The following is a 15,806-nucleotide window of genomic DNA, read 5'->3' on the forward strand; positions in this document are numbered from 1 at the left end:
AGCTCATTCCCTGACCATAATCCGCAGCGCGACGCCAGCGGCTGAGGTGCGATTTTCCACGCCCAGTGTCGGGTAGATCTGCTCCAGGTGCTTGTTGACCGTGCGTGGACTCATGCCGAGGATTTCACCGATCTCCTTGTTCGTTTTGCCGTTGGCGATCCAGTACAGCACTTCCGCTTCACGTGTCGTCAATCCCAACTGATGCTGCAACAGGGCGGGGCCCGTCCCCCGCTGCTCATCGACCAGCTTGAATAGGTAGTCGCCGTTGCTCTGATGGCTGAGCAGGCGCACGGACAGGGCATAGTCCAGCCCACGCAGGGCCAGCTGGTCATTGACGGCCGGGCTGCGTCGCAGCCAGTCCGCCAGCTGGGGGCGCAACGACATTTCAAGCCAGAGTTCACTGGCGTTGGCCCGTGACAGCAAGGCGTGTGTCTGCGGCGTCGCCCACTGCACATGCCCCTCAGGCGCGACAGTCAGTAAATGCTGGCCCGTGGTATCAAGAGCGGACTGGGCGGACTGGGTCAGCCGTGCATTGCCCAGATGGACGCGCATGCGGGCCAGCAACTCATCCGGGTTGATCGGCTTGGTGAGGTAGTCCACCCCGCCAACATCCAGTCCTCGCACTACATGTTCGGTTTCAGTCAGCCCTGTCATGAAAATGACCGGGATCGCACACAGGGCGGGGTCCTGCTTCAGCGCCTGACAGGTCTCGAAGCCATCCATGTGCGGCATGATCGCATCCAACAGGATGATGTCGGGACGAATGCGACGTGCGATGGTCATCGCCTGACGCCCCTCCAACGCTACCAGTACGTCCATGCCGGCCTCTTCCAGCGCATCGTTGATCAGACTGAGCGCATCCGGCGAGTCATCCACCACCAGCACGACATCACGTTGAGTCGTTTGAGTTGTCATGAGGTCTGCTCCAAATACTCGGCCAGTTGTGCGAATTGCATCGAGTCTGCCAGTGTCTGCAGTTCAGTCAGAACCGTACGACTGACCAACTGTTCCCGTTCAATCTGCTCCAGTGCTTCACGTACCCCACGGCGAAAGCCGATCTCGGCGCTGCCTCTGAGCTCCCGAATAAGAGGATGATCAGGCAGTGACGAGGCCGTCAGGTCATTGGGCGGCAACGGGGTAACGGGCACGCTGACAGGCGGCGCCACAGTGGCGGCTGTGCGAATCCACTCCAGCTGCAGGTAGTGCCCTACCCTTTCCAGCAGCAGCTGGTTGCTGATCGGTTTGACCAGATAGTCATCATACACCGCCTCGCCCGCAGGCTGACGGCGCTGCTCCTGCACGTCGGCCGACAGCATGAGGATCGGTACCTTGTGACCGGTTTTTCGCAACCGGTCGGCCAGGGTCAGGCCATCCATGCCCGGCATGGAGATGTCCAGCAGAAACAGGTCAGGCGCTGTGCGCTGCACCAGCTCCAGACAGTGATGTGCATCACGGGCCTCCAGAACCTTGAACCCCAGAGGCATCAGCAGGTCGGCCAGAAGCCCCCGCAGCACCGGATCATCATCAACCACGCAGATCTGCCTGCGCGCCCCCACATAGCCGCTGATCGGCTGCTGCACTTCCGGACGGGTTTCGGCAGCCTCGGCCCAGGGCAACATCAGTGACACCCGAAAGCAACTGCCCTTGCCGGGGTGACTCTCGACCTGCAGGTCGCCCCCCATGATTTCGGTCAGCAGCTTGACGATGGTCAGCCCCAGCCCGGTGCCGGGCAGATTGGGCGTATCCGCATCCCGCACCCGTTCGAAGGGGTCAAAAATGCGTTCCAGATGAGCTGCATCAATACCGATACCGGTGTCTTCAATGGAAAATTCCGCGACCTGATTGCGATAGCGAATACGAAAGTGAACCTCACCTTCCAGGGTATATTTCACGGCATTGGACAGCAGATTAATCAAGATCTGGCGCAGCCGCTTTTCATCCGTCATCACCACATGCGGTAGCGGATTCAGTATCTCGCAGCTGAACCCCACCCGCTTCTGTGCTGCCTGAAAACTGAACATCTGCTCCAGCTGGGCCACCAGCTCCGGCAAGGCGACGGCACTGCGGTTCAGCTCCAATCGCCCTGCCTCAATGCGGGAGATGTCCAACAGTCCCTCGATCAGGTCGGCCAGATACTGGCCACTGCGGTGTATGATGCGCAGCCCTTCCCGATCCTGCTTCTGCACGGTACTGCGCCCCTGCAGCAGCTGGGCATAGCCGATGATCGACTGCAGCGGTGTGCGCAGTTCATGACTGATGCCGGTCATATACCGGCTCTTGGCATCACTGGCTCGCTCTGCCAGCTCCTTAGCGGCCTGCAGCTCACGGTCGGTCTGTTCGTGGGCCTCGATCTCCTGCAGCAGCTTATGGGTTTGACGGTTGGACTCCTGCTGTGCCACTACCCGGCTCTCCTGCGCCAGCAGGAACAGCCAAGCAACGACGCCGGATACGATCAGCAGCACAAAAAACAGCGCCCAGAGCGTTTGCCCCACCAGCGCACTGCCGGCCGGGTCACCCGGGTCCATCTGTCGATGAATGACCGCCAGCAGGGCGGCATTGAGCAGATTGATGGTCAGCAACAGGCCGATGAAACGCCCAAGGCGGGAGTTGATTCGGTTGACCACGGCCTGCGGAAAAAACAGTCGAAAGAAGTCGACCATCTGTTGTCCGAAGCGGGCATGTGGCTTGCAGCTGTCAAGACAGCGGGCATCCAGCGAGCAGCACAGTGAGCAGATTGGCAGGTCGTATGCCGGGCAGAAACTCAGGTCTTCCGTTTCGAAATGGTTTTCACACACGCCGCATCGATGCTGCTCTGCCGGGCTGGCAACCTGCAGCATCTTCAGCTCATTCGACTCACGTGCCAGATAGAATCGGCCTCCGGTGAGCCATGCCAGCAAAGGTGCCATCAGGAAGCAGCAGCCCAGGCTGATGAAGTGGCTCAAAGTCGATGCTGTCTCACCGAACACACCCAGATAGGCCAGCATGCCCACCAGCACTGCCGTGCCCATTGAGCCAACGCCCACCGGGTTAATGTCATAGAGGTGAGCGCGCTTGAACTCGACACGTGCCGGGCTCAGCCCCAGCGGTTTGTTGATCATCAGATCAGCTGACAGAGACCCCAGCCAGCTGACGGCAACAATGGCAAACACGCCCAGTATCGCTTCCAGCGCTTCATAGATTCCAAGTTCCATCAGGATCAGGGCGATGGTGACGTTGAATACCAGCCACACCACCCTGCCGGGATGGCTGTGTGTCAAACGCGAGAAGAAGTTGGACCAGGCGATGGAGCCGGCATAAGCGTTAGTCACATTGATCTTCATCTGCGAGATGATCACCATCAGTCCGGCCATCAATAACGCCATGCCTTCCGAGTGGGTCAGATAGCTGAAAACCCGCTGATACATCAGGGTTGGGTCGCTGGCCTGCACAAAGCTGCTGCCCTCGGTGATCGCAATATAGGCCAGGAATGAACCCAGCAGCATTTTGATCATGCCGATAAACACCCAGCCCGGCCCCGCCAGAATCAGCCAGAACCACCAGCGACGGCGGTTCTCGGTTGTTTTCTCGGGCATGAAGCGCAGATAATCCACTTGCTCGCCAATCTGCGCCACCATGGCGAAGAACACCGATGCCGCCGCACCGAACAGCAACAGGTTGAATGAATTGTCGGCCTGGATGCCTGCGGGCATAAATTCGGTCCAGCCCTGATACTGTTCGGCCTCATGCACGATCACCACTGCCAGCGCGCTGACCTGCAGCAACAGCCACAGTGGCTGGGTACCCAGCTGAAAGCGACTGATGGCGGTAATGCCATGGGTCACGATCGGTATAACCGCCACCGCACTGAGCAGATAGCCCAGCGCCAGCGGCAGGCCGAACAGTGCCCGCAGTGCGGCGGCGAGAATCGCGGCCTCAATGGCAAAGAAAATGAAGGTGAAGGTGGCGTAGATCAGCGAGGTGATCGTTGATCCAAGGTAGCCGAAGCCGGCACCACGCGTGAGCAGATCAATATCCAGACCGTTGCGCGCCGCATGATAGACGATCGGCAATCCGGTGATGAAAAACAGAGCACACACCACCAGCATGGCAACCAGTGTGTTGGTAAAACCGTAAGTCAGCGTAACAGCTGCAGCGATACCCTCAAGAGCCAGAAAGGCGGTTGCGCCCAGTGCCGTCATGGCAACACGCTCAATGCTCATGCGGCGGCCCTGACGGGCTGTGAAGCGCAGCGCAAAGTCTTCCAGCGTCTGATCCGCCACCCATTTGTTGTAGCGGCGCCGAACCTTATAGATACGTTGTGAAGCACTCATGTTGCGGTATCCCGTTCTGCCCCGTTATCGAGCACCATAAAAGTGCAGACGAGCAAAAACAGGGCTTATTCAGCACCACAGAGGTGCAAGCCCGTGTCAATCTGCCCGTTATGGGGTTATGTATTACGGATACAGCAGACTTCGTGCCAGATCAGGTCAATAAGGGTTACGAACCGGGCAGGAGGAAAACAGGATCGGACGGTGAGCGGTTACATGCACACCAACCTTTTCACGCTCGCCATAGCGATGCAGCCCCTGTTCCAGCACTTCGATCTCGCGCCCCGTATGCAGACGAATGCAGTAGAGCGTCAGGCTGCCCTGGAATTCAGCCGAACACACCTCACCGGGTACACCTCCGTCATGGCTCAGGTAAAGATCACCCGGGCGCAGAAACAGTTGCACATCACAGCCCGCATCAACCCCCAACGGCTCGGCAAACTCCAGCAGCCCCAGGTCAGTTTCAACGGCACTGGAGTCTGTCACCTTGCCCTGAAACAACTCACCCTTGCCAACAAAAGCAGCCACTTCGGGGCTGACAGGCTGATAATACAGGGATTCGGGAGTGCCCCACTGCTGTACGCGGCCGGCTGACAGAATGCCGATCTTGTCACTGATGGTGAAGGCTTCCTGTTGATCATGCGTCACCATGATTGCAGCAATGCCACGACGCTTGAGGATTTGGCGCACCTCTTGCGACAACTGACGACGCAGGTCCGTGTCCAGATTCGAGAATGGCTCGTCCATCAACAGCAGACGAGGATCGGGGGCAAGGGCGCGGGCCAGCGCCACACGCTGCTGCTGCCCACCGGAGAGTTCATGCGGATAACGTTTGCTCAGGTCAGGCAGCTCAACCAGCTCCAGCACCTCTTTTACCCGACGCTGCTTTTCGGCGGCGGGCATGCGGCGCAAACCAAAGGCGATGTTGTCGGCAATATTCAGGTGCGGGAACAGGGCGTAATCCTGAAACACCATTCCCATTCCGCGCTGCTCCGGCGGTACCACATGGGCGGCACTGCTGATCAGCTGTTCACCGAGTCGAATCTCACCCGCCTGAGGGGCAATAAAGCCGGCAATGGCACGCAGCACGGTGGTCTTGCCGCAGCCACTGGGGCCCAGCAGACAGGCGATCTCGCCAGGCTCGATATCAAAGCAGACACTGGCCAGCACCGTCTGCGACTGGTACGCGCACTTTAGACCTTCAATACGGAGCAGAGCTGACATCTAATCCTCGCAGCAGGCAGAGTTTCAGGGGCGTATATGATAGATGAAAACCATTCTCAGATCATCCGAGGGCAGCAAGAAAACGCGCCCAGTCAAATGCAGGGCCAGGATCCGTCTTGCGACCGGGTGCAATATCACTGTGACCGGTAATGGTTTCAGGGCCAAGCTGCGGATAGGTTGTCATAAGCGCCTGAGTCACCGCGACCAGACATTCATACTGGGCATCGGTATAGGGGCAATCATCGGTCCCTTCCAGCTCGATGCCGATGGAAAAATCATTGCAGGCCTCTCGCCCCTGAAAGCAGGACCGGCCCGCATGCCAGGCGCGGCGATCGAAGGGTACGAACTGGGTCATGCGGCCATCTCGCTCGATCAGCAGATGGGCGGAAACCTCCAGCCCCTCGATTTCGGCAAAGAAAGGGTGTCCACTCGGGTCCAGTCGATTGGTAAACAGCTCGGCAATATGACCACCACCAAACTGCCCGGGCGGCAGGCTAATATTGTGAATCACCAACAGCGAGATTTCGTCTTCGGGCCGGGCGTTGCAGTTGGGTGAAGGCAGAAAACGGGCACCCTTGATGCGGTGCTGTTCAATTTCGACTGTCATCTGACTGAATACCACTCCCGTTTGACGTACTATCGCCGCGCGATTTCCGCTAAAATGCGCACTCCATAGTACATCATACGACAGGCCCGCCACCATGCTGCTGACGCTGACCGAGCTCAAGCCCACCATCGAAGAAAACGTCCGTACAGCCCTGAATGAGGATGTCGGCAACGGTGACATCACCGCCGAGCTGATTCCAGCCAGTGACCGGGCACAGGCACGGGTGATTTCACGTCAGGAAGCGGTCGTTTGTGGCCGTGCTTGGGTGGATGAGGTGTTTCGTCAGGTTGACCCTGAGGTACAGGTTGAGTGGCTGGTTGAGGATGGAGACAAGGTCGAACGTGATCAGGTGCTGTTCCGGCTTCAGGGCTCCGCCCGTTCACTGCTCACCGGCGAGCGCGCGGCACTGAACTTCCTGCAGACACTCTCCGGCACCGCTACCCTCAGCCACGAATACGCTCAGCGCGTCGCCGGCACCCCGGTGCGCCTGCTGGATACACGCAAGACCATCCCGGGCCTGAGGCTGGCACAGAAATACGCCGTCAGCTGCGGCGGCTGTTTCAACCACCGCATCGGCCTGTACGATGCCTTCCTGATCAAGGAAAACCACATCATGGCCTGTGGCGGCATTGAGAAGGCGATCGAAACCGCCCGCCACAACCACCCGGGCAAGCCGGTGGAAATCGAGGTCGAGACAGAAGAGCAACTGGAACGGGCGCTGGTCGCCGGCGCCGATATTGTCATGCTGGACAACTTCAGCCCCGAGCGGATGATTGCAGCGGTCAAGCAGACCAACGGGCGTGCCAAGCTGGAAGCATCGGGGAATATTACGGATGAAACCCTGCTCGACTACGCCAACACCGGAGTCGATTACATCTCGATTGGCGCCCTGACCAAGCACTGCCAGGCGGTGGACCTGTCGATGCGGATTGTGGAAGGGTAACACGCATAAGTACCTGTGGGTGCTTGCCTTGCCACCGATCATTGCTGCAGGGTAGGAACTTCAATAGCAAGCATACAGGGAGCCCCCGCTCCCTGTATGCTGAAAACTCAGTTCCAGCGTTTGAAAATCAATGAAGTATTGATACCACCAAACGCAAAGTTGTTGCTCATGACATACTCGGTGTCGATATGTCGCCCTTCGTGCATAAGGTAATCCAGCTCGGCACACTCAGGGTCTACGTTTTCCAGATTGATGGTTGGCGAGAACCAGCCTTCATTCATCATTTCAATCGCTGTCCAGGCTTCCAATGCACCACAGGCGCCCAACGTATGGCCCGTATAGCTTTTAAGTGAGCTGACAGGCGTGGAAGCACCGAATACGGCGTGAGTGGCCTGACTTTCAGCAATATCACCACGATCAGTGGCTGTTCCGTGGGCACTGACATAGCCGATTTCACTGGGGGGCAACTGTGCGCTATCCAGCGCCTGGCGGATAGCAATTTCCATGGTTGCGGCATTGGGCTGAGTCACATGACGCCCGTCAGAGTTGGTGCCGAAGCCGATAATTTCAGCATGAATTTTGGCTCCGCGGGCTCGGGCATGTTCCAGCTCCTCCAGTATCAGGACACAGCCCCCCTCGCCTATCACAAGTCCATCTCGATCACGGTCAAAGGGACGAGGCGACAGATGCGGGGTGTCATTAACGACACTGGTGGCATAAAGAGTGTCAAACACGGCCGCTTCGGTGGCGCATAGCCCTTCACTGCCGCCCGCCACCATCACATCTTGAGTGCCGAACTTGATCGCTTCATAAGCATAGCCAATGCCCTGGCTACCCGAAGTGCAGGCGCTTGACGTGGTGATCACGCGCCCACGAATGCCGAAATGAACACCAATGTTCACAGGGCCGGTGTGTGCCATCATCTTGATGTAGGAATTGGCATTGAGTCCATCCGAGGAGCAGTTCATCAGCATATTGCCGAAATCCACGAAGGCTTTGGTATCTCCGACCGATGAACCAAATGAAATGCCGACACGGCCGCTGCCAAGCTGTTCCCAGCCCAGCAGGTTTGCATCTTCAAGCGCACGCTCTGTCGCATATACACCGAACTGAGCTACCCGCCCCATGCTGCGCAATGCCTTGCGGTTGTAGTGCGAGGGCATTTTAAAATCCGGCACGGGGGCTGCCAGCCGGGTGTTCAACCCATCATAGCAATCCCAGCCATCCATCCTGACTACACCACTGTGGCCAGCAACCAGATTTTTCTTAATGGTTGGCCAGTCGTTTCCAATCGGTGAAAAGCCGGCCATTCCGGTTACAACAACCCGTTTCATTAATACATTCCACCGTTTACTGAAATCACCTGACGCGTGATATATCCGGCTTCCTCGGACATCAGGAAGCTGATCGTACCGGCCACTTCATTGACTCTGCCGACTCGTTGCATGGGAATCATCTTCAGTGCTTCTTCCAGGGGCAGGTCTTCGGTCATTTCGGTTTCAATCAGCCCCGGTGCGACACAGTTCACCGTTATCTTGCGTTTGGCCAGCTCGACAGCCAGCGCTTTGGTCGCTCCGATGATGCCGGCTTTTGCGGCACTGTAATTGACCTGTCCACGATTGCCCATTTCACCGGACACGGAAGACAGGGTAACAATGCGTCCTGGCTTTCGACGTCGAATCATGGGCATGATCAGCGGATGCAGTACATTGTAAAACCCGTCAAGGTTGGTCCTGAGCACCAGATCCCAATCCTCTTCCGGCATGGCCGGAAAGGCGTTATCACGCGCAATCCCGGCATTGCATACCACACCGTAATAGGCACCATGTGTGTCAATATCCTGTTCCAATACCTGACGGCACTCTTCTCGGTCCGCAATGTCGAATTGCAGAATGCGGACACTGCGACCATGTGACTCAATCTCTTCAGCGACCGCCTGCACAGAGTCCAGGCCCGAGCGGCAGTGCAGGACGATATCGTAACCATCCTGTGCCAGGCGCAGTGCAATCCCCTTACCAATCCCACGGCTGGAACCGGTCACTAAAATAGTAGCTGTCATGACATGGCATCCCGTAAAAACGTTTCGGCATCATCCGGCTGATAAATATTGAGGCTGGCCGTCGCTGTGTAGCCATTCCCCGTCAGCTCGCAATCAAAGGCACAAAGGCCGTTTTCTGCCTGCATATTCTTGATAACCTTCAGCTGAATACGCTCCCCCGGTGCGAAATAAGGCACGGGGATACTGTACCGGCGTGTTCCCAGCAGGAACCCCACCCTGGGCTCATGCCCCTTGAGCCTTTCCTGCAGACCCGCGTAGGCTCCTATCGCCTGCGCCATATATTCCAGCCCGACCCAGGCGGGAACTCCCTGTTCTTCAAGGAACATGGACGTTGGGGTGATATCAACCGCCGCAGATAACCAGTCCTCACCATACCCTGTAATTTCCGACAGCAGGCTCATCTGCCCTGAATGGGGCACCAGTTGATCAACACTGAATTCAGCTCTCATGTGGTTCGTCTCAAAATCACGGAGATGTTGTTGCCGCCGAAAGCAAAGGAGTTGCTTAAGGCGTAGTCAAAATCAGTGACTTCACTTTGCAGGGCGGCAAGATTCAGGGGGGGTAAATTCGGGTCCGGTTGCCCATCCCAGACATGACCGGGAATAAACCTATCCAACAGTGCAAGGCCACAAATCACGGCTTCAATTGCGCCCGCAGCCCCCAGTGTGTGGCCAGTAAACGGTTTGGTCGAACTGCAGGGCACCGTGCTGCCAAATACTTCGGCCACAGCGTGCGCCTCCATCTGATCATTCAGCTCTGTCGCCGTGCCGTGCAGGTTGATATAGCCAACGGCTTCAGGGGAAATGTCCGCATCATCAAGAGCTGCCTGCATGCAGCGCATCGCCCCGGCCCCGGTTGGGTCAGGTGCAGAGATGTGGTGTGCATCCGAACTTTCACCAATTCCGGCCAGCTCCAGTGGCCCCTCTTCGCGACTGAGCAGACACAAGCCGGCACCCTCGCCTATGTTAATGCCGTCACGGTTCGTGCTGAATGGATTACAACGCTTATGACTGACTGCCTCCAATGAAGAAAAGCCCTGCACGGTCAAATGACACAGCGTATCAACACCGCCCGCAATCACCGCATCGCAGACACCTGCTCTCAGCAGCCTGCGTGCCGAAGCAAGCGCTTTGGCACCGGATGAGCACGCAGTAGAAATACCATATACAGGCCCGGTCAATTTGAGTTCGGCAGCTATGAAAGCGGCTGTAGCGCCCATTTCCTGCAATCGGTAGTGATACTCTTGCGGCAAGCCCCCGGTTGCAGCTCGATGTTTCAGGCAGGCTTCACTGTCACTGATGCCCGAAGTTGAGGTACCGATGACAACGCCAACGCGGTGAGAGCCAAAGCGGTGTCGGGCTTCGGCAGCCGCTTCACGAATCTGATTCAAGGCCAGCAGGGCCATGCGATTGTTGCGGCTGTGCCAATACGGCTCTGACAACGCTATTTCCGGCAAGGCCCCGGTATAAAGGCCCAGTGGCATCGCTGTCCCGGGGCTGAACTGGTCCGTCACAGTCAATCGCGGCTCGCCCGCTGTCAAACTGACCGATGCAGCACTGCAATCGGCTCCCAGGGCACTGACCATTGACAAGGCATTTAGATAGCACCGGGTCACTGTTCCAGGTCCTTTTGCTCAAGTGTCTTGATGATTACCTGATACTCACCCGGATAGTTGCGTACTCGCGTGGTATCCACCTCCTGGACGATATCCAGAAAACGTGCGCCATGATGCCACAACTGACGCCGATTCGCCTCTAGACGAAGGGTCCAGCCCTGCACTGCCGGGTAATGCTTGCGTACCGACGCTTCCGGCCAGAGAGCGAACTGTATGGTAGCCAGGATCGCCCTGCCCGGCAGCTCCAGCGGAACAGCAGCACTTTGCTGCAGTCGTACGCCGTCATACTCCAGTGCTGTCAGTTGTTGGCCGGTCGGCATTAATGCCACCAGCCGGGCCTGTTTGGCATCAAAACGGCTCACAACAAGAAACTGAAAACGTTCGCCCTGCGCTTCCATGGCAACGGTCTGTTTCAACAGTACCGGTGCCGGACCTTCAGACGGAGGCAATAGTGCCAGAGCCGGAGGCAGATCAGGCGCAGGACTGAAAAGCGAACAGCCAGATAACAGGCAAAGCATCGCCGGCAACAGATAACGCATCAAGCACGACATAATTCGGCCAGCGTAGTCAGTCGATTAGGCTCGCGAACATAGGGGTTGCGCGTATCCCATGCATAGCCCGCCAGAATGGAACTGATCATTGCCTTGATCGCATCGCCTTTATTGTCGGCAAAAATGACATCCTGCAACCGACCGTCATACCAGCCTTCCACGAATACCCTGAACGTATCGATCCCGGTTTTCAGGGGAGCTGCATACTCGCTCTGCCAGTCGGGCTCCAGTCCCTGTAACTGTCGGTGCACAGTGGCTGCCGCCAGAGTGGCTGATTTGAGCGCGATGGTCACACCGGATGAAAAAACCGGATCCAGGAACTCGCCGGCATTGCCCAGCAGGGCAAAACGCTCACCATAAAGGCTGTTTACATCACAGGAGTACCCACCCAGTGTCCTGACTGGAGTATCAAATACCGCATTGGCTAAAACTTCGCTCAACATCCCGCCTTCACCAATATAACGCTGCAGAGTTGCCTGCTGCTCCATACTGACATCGTCATACAGCGATCGCGGCAGCACGACACCCACCGATGCACGTCCATCACTGAAGGGAATCAGCCAGTACCATATTTCCGGGTTTTCAGGGTGTACCGTGATCAGGATTTTATTGCGATCAAAACGTTTGTCACGAATGTTGTCTTCAATATGGGTGAACAGCGCAATGCGTGTGCCGAGTTGGGACGCTTTTTCAAGACTCAGCAACCGCGGCAGGACACGCCCAAACCCACTGCCATCGAGCAGAAAATCCGCGCTCACGCGGTAAGCGTCGCCCTGCTCAGGCTGCACTTCTACAGCAATGTCACTTGCACACTGATCAACCGCTGTCACCACTTGGCCGTAACGAATTTCGACCCCACGTTGCTCCGCCACATCGGCCAGGGTCTTGTCAAAGCGACCGCGCTGCACCTGGAAGGTGGTACCCCAGCCTTCAGAGAACTTCTGCCGGAAGTCAAAATAGTCATACTCATGACCTCGACAGAACGCGGCGCCATTCTTGTACTGGAAGCCGGCCTCGACCACGGCCTGCAGCATGCCGGCCTGCTCAAGAAACTCCATGCTCTGCGGTAAAAGGCTCTCGCCTATGGAGAAACGGGGAAAATGCTGTTGTTCCAGGACCAACACCCGGTAGCCATAATTCGCTAATGATGTAGCTGCGACAGAGCCGGAGGGACCAGCGCCAATCACAATTACATCATAACGTCCCTGTAACTCTGCCATTCACTATCTCTCCTGTAGAGGGGTTGCGCATAAGGGGTGCCAGCAGCCAGGTCAGCAGCAGGCCGGGCAGGATAATGACACCAAAATGATAAAGCACCGGCGTCTGGCTCAAGGTCAGCAGCCCGAACGCCAGCAGGCTGCTCAGCGCCGACAGACTGACCGCCAGCCAGGTATGATCGCTGTCACCGGTTTCGTTAAGGAAAATACCCATGTCCAGACCAATGCCCAGAACCAGCATCAATGCGATCAGGTTAAACAGGTTGTAACCGCCGTTGAACAGCAGGAAACCGGCAAGGGTAATCAGGGAAGCCAGCAGCGGCGGCAACAGAATACGCCAGCAATGCTGCCGATAACGAAGCACCAGCATCAAGATCACGCAGCCGTAGGCCAGCAATAGCCAGTATGTTATTTCGGTGCGATACCCCGCCAACAGATCAGTCATATCACTCATCCTGTCGACAAAATACACATCGGGCTCCTGCTCCGTCAGAGCCGTCAGCGCCTGCTTCAAAGAACTGCTGACATCGCCCTGTAGCTGGATGACGGTCGCAACATCAGTATCATCACTGATGATATGTTGTGACCATGCCCCACTTAGTCGCTGTTGCCGCCACTCTTCAGGCGTCAGCACTGCAGCGGTGGCACGCTGCATATTTTCAAGGGCTGTGGCGCGTTGCTGTGGAGACAGTTTCAGCAGGTCGGCCAGCCGCGGCCACTGGGTAGCATAGAGTGCACGCACCTGTTCAGCATTTTGCAGCTGGCGCTGCTGCGAGGGCAGCACCTGAGACAGAGCCTTGAACCCCTGCAAAGATGACTCCTTCTGAAGGCTTATCAGCGCTGAGTGAATGCGTTCTTCGGTCTGCAGCACCTGCTCAAGGTCGCTCCCCGTCACCAACAGGAAAGCAGCGCTGCTGCCATTCCCCAGCAGGGACTGTACGTTTCGGTCTTCCTGCAACAGTGCCGGCGGAGAGGTTTGCAGCAACGTCACATCGTCACGGGCGCTCCCCTGCCAGATAACAACAGTACTGCCCAAGCCCAGTATCAGCAGTAACCCAGCCAACCAGGGCGACTGGCTGATCTGCGGACAAGCCTTGCGCCAACGGTCCAGCCAAACCGCTGCAGATAGCGGGCCTGTTGCTTTTTGGCGGTTCAGCACCGGCAGCCAGAGCAGTACGGTCAGCCATGCAGCGATAAGGCCTACTGCACAGAACAGGGCCATCTGACGAAGTCCCGGGAAAGGAGCCAGTGCCAGCCCAGCATAGGCCAGTACGCTGGAAATCAGCCCCAAAAGAAGCCCGGCGAACAGTTTTCGGGCTGTCTCGTGAGACGGCAACACGCGGGCCTCGCAGAGAAAATGCAACGCGTAATCAACGGCCACCCCCACCAGGCCTGCGCCAAAGGCCACCGTGATCATATGGATACGGCCAAACAAGAGTTGAGTAGCTGCCATGGCCACCAAAGCACCCGTTGCGACAGGCAGCAGCACCAGTGCCAGCGGCAGAGCACTTCTGAACACGAAGGTGATCAACAGGATGATACCCAGCACCGAACCCAGCCCGATGGTGGACATCTCGGAACGAGCCTGGTCGGCACCGGCAGCGGCATGCAGTAGGAGCCCCGAGCGCTGCAGACTTATCCCCTGCGGTTCCAGTTCCAGCATCAGCGGATCAAGCACGGCAGTGACTGCATGTTGTACCGAAAGGCTGAACGGATCTTCAAGCAATTGCAGACTAAGCAGGTAAGCTGGCTTATCTGAAGCAGAAAGACGCAACAAGCCGGAGTCGAAACGAATTGGCAGACCCGACTGTAATGAAACCATCAGGTCGGTATAGAGACCAAAGGGATCCTGCAAAGGCTCATTCGCAAACCCGGAAATGGGATTCAACAACCGCTGAAGAGCCAACTGAAACTGCACGCTACCGTTGTCGGTTGACAGTCTCTTCCGGGTTTCATCGCTCAGCAGGGTAAAACGGTAGGGATAAAGTTCAGCCAGTTCAGCGTCTGACTCAGGGGCCTGCCAGGTCAGACGAGTTTGGGTATCCAGAGCCTTCAGGCGCTCTACCGCCAACCGAACACCCGCCCGCGCCAAGGCTTCATCCTCCGCCGAAATCACCAGCAGCAACTTGTCGGCATAAGCCGCTGCCTGTTTTTCGGTCGCTTTTTGAATGAGCGGTTGCTGCTCACTGGCTGGAAGCAGTGCCATCAAACTGGTATCGATGACAGTCCCCTGGCGCAAGGCACCAAAGCCGAGTGCCAGCACAACCAACAGCCACCCCCAGGCAGCCACTTTGCTGCCAGCACGAGACGTTATCATTGCTGCAAATCGTGGAACTGGATACGGGTCCAGTCCCCTCCCTCTTCGTACAGCAGCACCTGTCTGAGGTTGCGGTCACCCTGTAATTCAACTCTGGATATAACCCTTTTCACACGTGCTTCTCGGGGTATCAGCGTTGCACGCCAATCGGAACCACTGACATGGGTCTCGGCACTGAAATGCTTATCCAGCCTGTCCCAGCGTGCGGTCATTACACCGAAAAAAATTTCGCTGAACAGCTCAACAACAGGGTTACTGCGTGTTTCCAGCTGCGACAGTAATGTACCGTCCTGCTCACTGGTGATCTGGTTGGGCGTCAACCGCAGCAAACTTTCGATGGGAACCTGCGTATGCCAGCTGATTTCGACATCCTGTTCGTAAGCAAAGCGTCCGGACGATTGTATTTCAGTATCAAGCGATGCCAGGTGTTTGACCTGCTCAAAACGCCCCTGAAGAGACGCTGGCGACTCCATCAGCGCTTCCACTGCCTGGTAGCCCGATTCAGCCAGTGCAGAGGGTGCCAGCAGAACCATCAACCACAACACGAAACGATATCTCACGATTCGAGCCCCAGTTTTTGCAGCAGCACGGTCGGTGAAGCATAGAGCATTTCACCAGACTCAATCGCCACGGCCACCTGCACTGTGTAGGCCTTTGTCAGCCGTTTTCCGCTCGCGACATCCTTGATCAGATAATCAATCTTCAGCCGGTTTTCCCACTCGGTCAGCCTCGCTTCCACCCGGATTTTTTGCTGAAAACGCAACGGCTGGGCATAGCGAATACGCATGTCAATGACAGGCCAGGCGTATCCCGATGCTTCCATCTGCGGCACGTTGTAGTCAATCTGCTCAAGTAACGCACAGCGTGCTATTTCCAGGTATTTCGCATAGTGTCCATGCCAGGCAATGCGCATGACATCGACATCGTGAAAGGGAATTTCAAGCTCAACTGCAGTACTAACCATGT

14 protein-coding genes are annotated in these 15,806 nt (G+C 57.0%); 1 reads left to right on the forward strand and 13 read right to left on the reverse strand.

All coding sequences use genetic code 11. From position 1 onward, the window contains the following. Positions 1–3: 3 nt before the first annotated feature. From ACAM29_RS08270 to ampD, 4 genes are all read right to left on the reverse strand, one after another. Positions 4–915: a response regulator gene (locus ACAM29_RS08270; protein ID WP_091827381.1), complete on the reverse strand. Its 912-nt coding sequence runs from the start codon at positions 913–915 to the stop codon at positions 4–6. Next, the gene (locus ACAM29_RS08275) at positions 912–4,310 is read right to left on the reverse strand and encodes an ATP-binding protein (RefSeq protein ID WP_369623834.1); all 3,399 of its coding nucleotides are present in this window, start codon (positions 4,308–4,310) and stop codon (positions 912–914) included. The genes ACAM29_RS08270 and ACAM29_RS08275 overlap by 4 nt, the downstream gene beginning before the upstream one ends. A gap of 156 nt (positions 4,311–4,466) precedes the next feature. After that, positions 4,467–5,531 carry an ABC transporter ATP-binding protein gene (locus ACAM29_RS08280; RefSeq protein ID WP_091827383.1) on the reverse strand — a complete coding sequence of 355 codons (1,065 nt, stop codon included), beginning with the start codon at positions 5,529–5,531 and terminating at the stop codon, positions 4,467–4,469. A 61-nt stretch (positions 5,532–5,592) separates the two neighbouring features. Next, a complete protein-coding gene (gene ampD / locus ACAM29_RS08285) occupies positions 5,593–6,138 on the reverse strand; it encodes a 1,6-anhydro-N-acetylmuramyl-L-alanine amidase AmpD (protein ID WP_369623835.1) in 546 nt (181 codons plus the stop codon). Positions 6,139–6,235: 97 nt separating this feature from the next. Between ampD and nadC the strand changes: the two genes are divergently transcribed. Further along, complete coding sequence (nadC, locus tag ACAM29_RS08290; protein WP_091827452.1) at positions 6,236–7,081, forward strand: carboxylating nicotinate-nucleotide diphosphorylase; 846 nt, start codon at positions 6,236–6,238, stop codon at positions 7,079–7,081. A gap of 107 nt (positions 7,082–7,188) precedes the next feature. On the opposite strand, the gene ACAM29_RS08295 is transcribed toward nadC, so the two are convergent. The 9 genes from ACAM29_RS08295 to ACAM29_RS08335 are packed head-to-tail and all read right to left on the reverse strand — an operon-like array spanning position 7,189 to position 15,804. After that, complete coding sequence (locus ACAM29_RS08295; protein ID WP_369623836.1) at positions 7,189–8,415, reverse strand: beta-ketoacyl-ACP synthase; 1,227 nt, start codon at positions 8,413–8,415, stop codon at positions 7,189–7,191. Beyond that, complete coding sequence (locus ACAM29_RS08300; protein WP_369623837.1) at positions 8,415–9,140, reverse strand: 3-ketoacyl-ACP reductase FabG2; 726 nt, start codon at positions 9,138–9,140, stop codon at positions 8,415–8,417. The genes ACAM29_RS08295 and ACAM29_RS08300 overlap by 1 nt, the downstream gene beginning before the upstream one ends. Beyond that, a complete protein-coding gene (locus ACAM29_RS08305) occupies positions 9,137–9,589 on the reverse strand; it encodes a hypothetical protein (RefSeq protein ID WP_091827387.1) in 453 nt (150 codons plus the stop codon). Before ACAM29_RS08305 ends, ACAM29_RS08300 begins: the two co-directional genes overlap by 4 nt. Next, complete coding sequence (locus tag ACAM29_RS08310) at positions 9,586–10,755, reverse strand: beta-ketoacyl-[acyl-carrier-protein] synthase family protein (RefSeq protein ID WP_369623838.1); 1,170 nt, start codon at positions 10,753–10,755, stop codon at positions 9,586–9,588. The genes ACAM29_RS08305 and ACAM29_RS08310 overlap by 4 nt, the downstream gene beginning before the upstream one ends. Further along, positions 10,752–11,306 carry a DUF3261 domain-containing protein gene (locus ACAM29_RS08315; RefSeq protein WP_369623839.1) on the reverse strand — a complete coding sequence of 185 codons (555 nt, stop codon included), beginning with the start codon at positions 11,304–11,306 and terminating at the stop codon, positions 10,752–10,754. The genes ACAM29_RS08310 and ACAM29_RS08315 overlap by 4 nt, the downstream gene beginning before the upstream one ends. Next, positions 11,294–12,526 carry an NAD(P)/FAD-dependent oxidoreductase gene (locus ACAM29_RS08320; protein WP_369623840.1) on the reverse strand — a complete coding sequence of 411 codons (1,233 nt, stop codon included), beginning with the start codon at positions 12,524–12,526 and terminating at the stop codon, positions 11,294–11,296. Before ACAM29_RS08320 ends, ACAM29_RS08315 begins: the two co-directional genes overlap by 13 nt. Next, complete coding sequence (locus ACAM29_RS08325) at positions 12,501–14,840, reverse strand: MMPL family transporter (RefSeq protein WP_369623841.1); 2,340 nt, start codon at positions 14,838–14,840, stop codon at positions 12,501–12,503. Before ACAM29_RS08325 ends, ACAM29_RS08320 begins: the two co-directional genes overlap by 26 nt. Then, entirely contained in the window at positions 14,837–15,400 is a 564-nt protein-coding gene (locus ACAM29_RS08330) for an outer membrane lipoprotein carrier protein LolA (RefSeq protein WP_369623842.1), read from the reverse strand. The genes ACAM29_RS08325 and ACAM29_RS08330 overlap by 4 nt, the downstream gene beginning before the upstream one ends. Further along, positions 15,397–15,804: an acyl-CoA thioesterase gene (locus tag ACAM29_RS08335; protein ID WP_369623843.1), complete on the reverse strand. Its 408-nt coding sequence runs from the start codon at positions 15,802–15,804 to the stop codon at positions 15,397–15,399. Before ACAM29_RS08335 ends, ACAM29_RS08330 begins: the two co-directional genes overlap by 4 nt. Positions 15,805–15,806: the final 2 nt, after the last annotated feature.

This window comes from Marinobacterium sp. BA1 (assembly GCF_041155135.1).
GTDB lineage: Bacteria > Pseudomonadota > Gammaproteobacteria > Pseudomonadales > Balneatricaceae > Marinobacterium > Marinobacterium iners.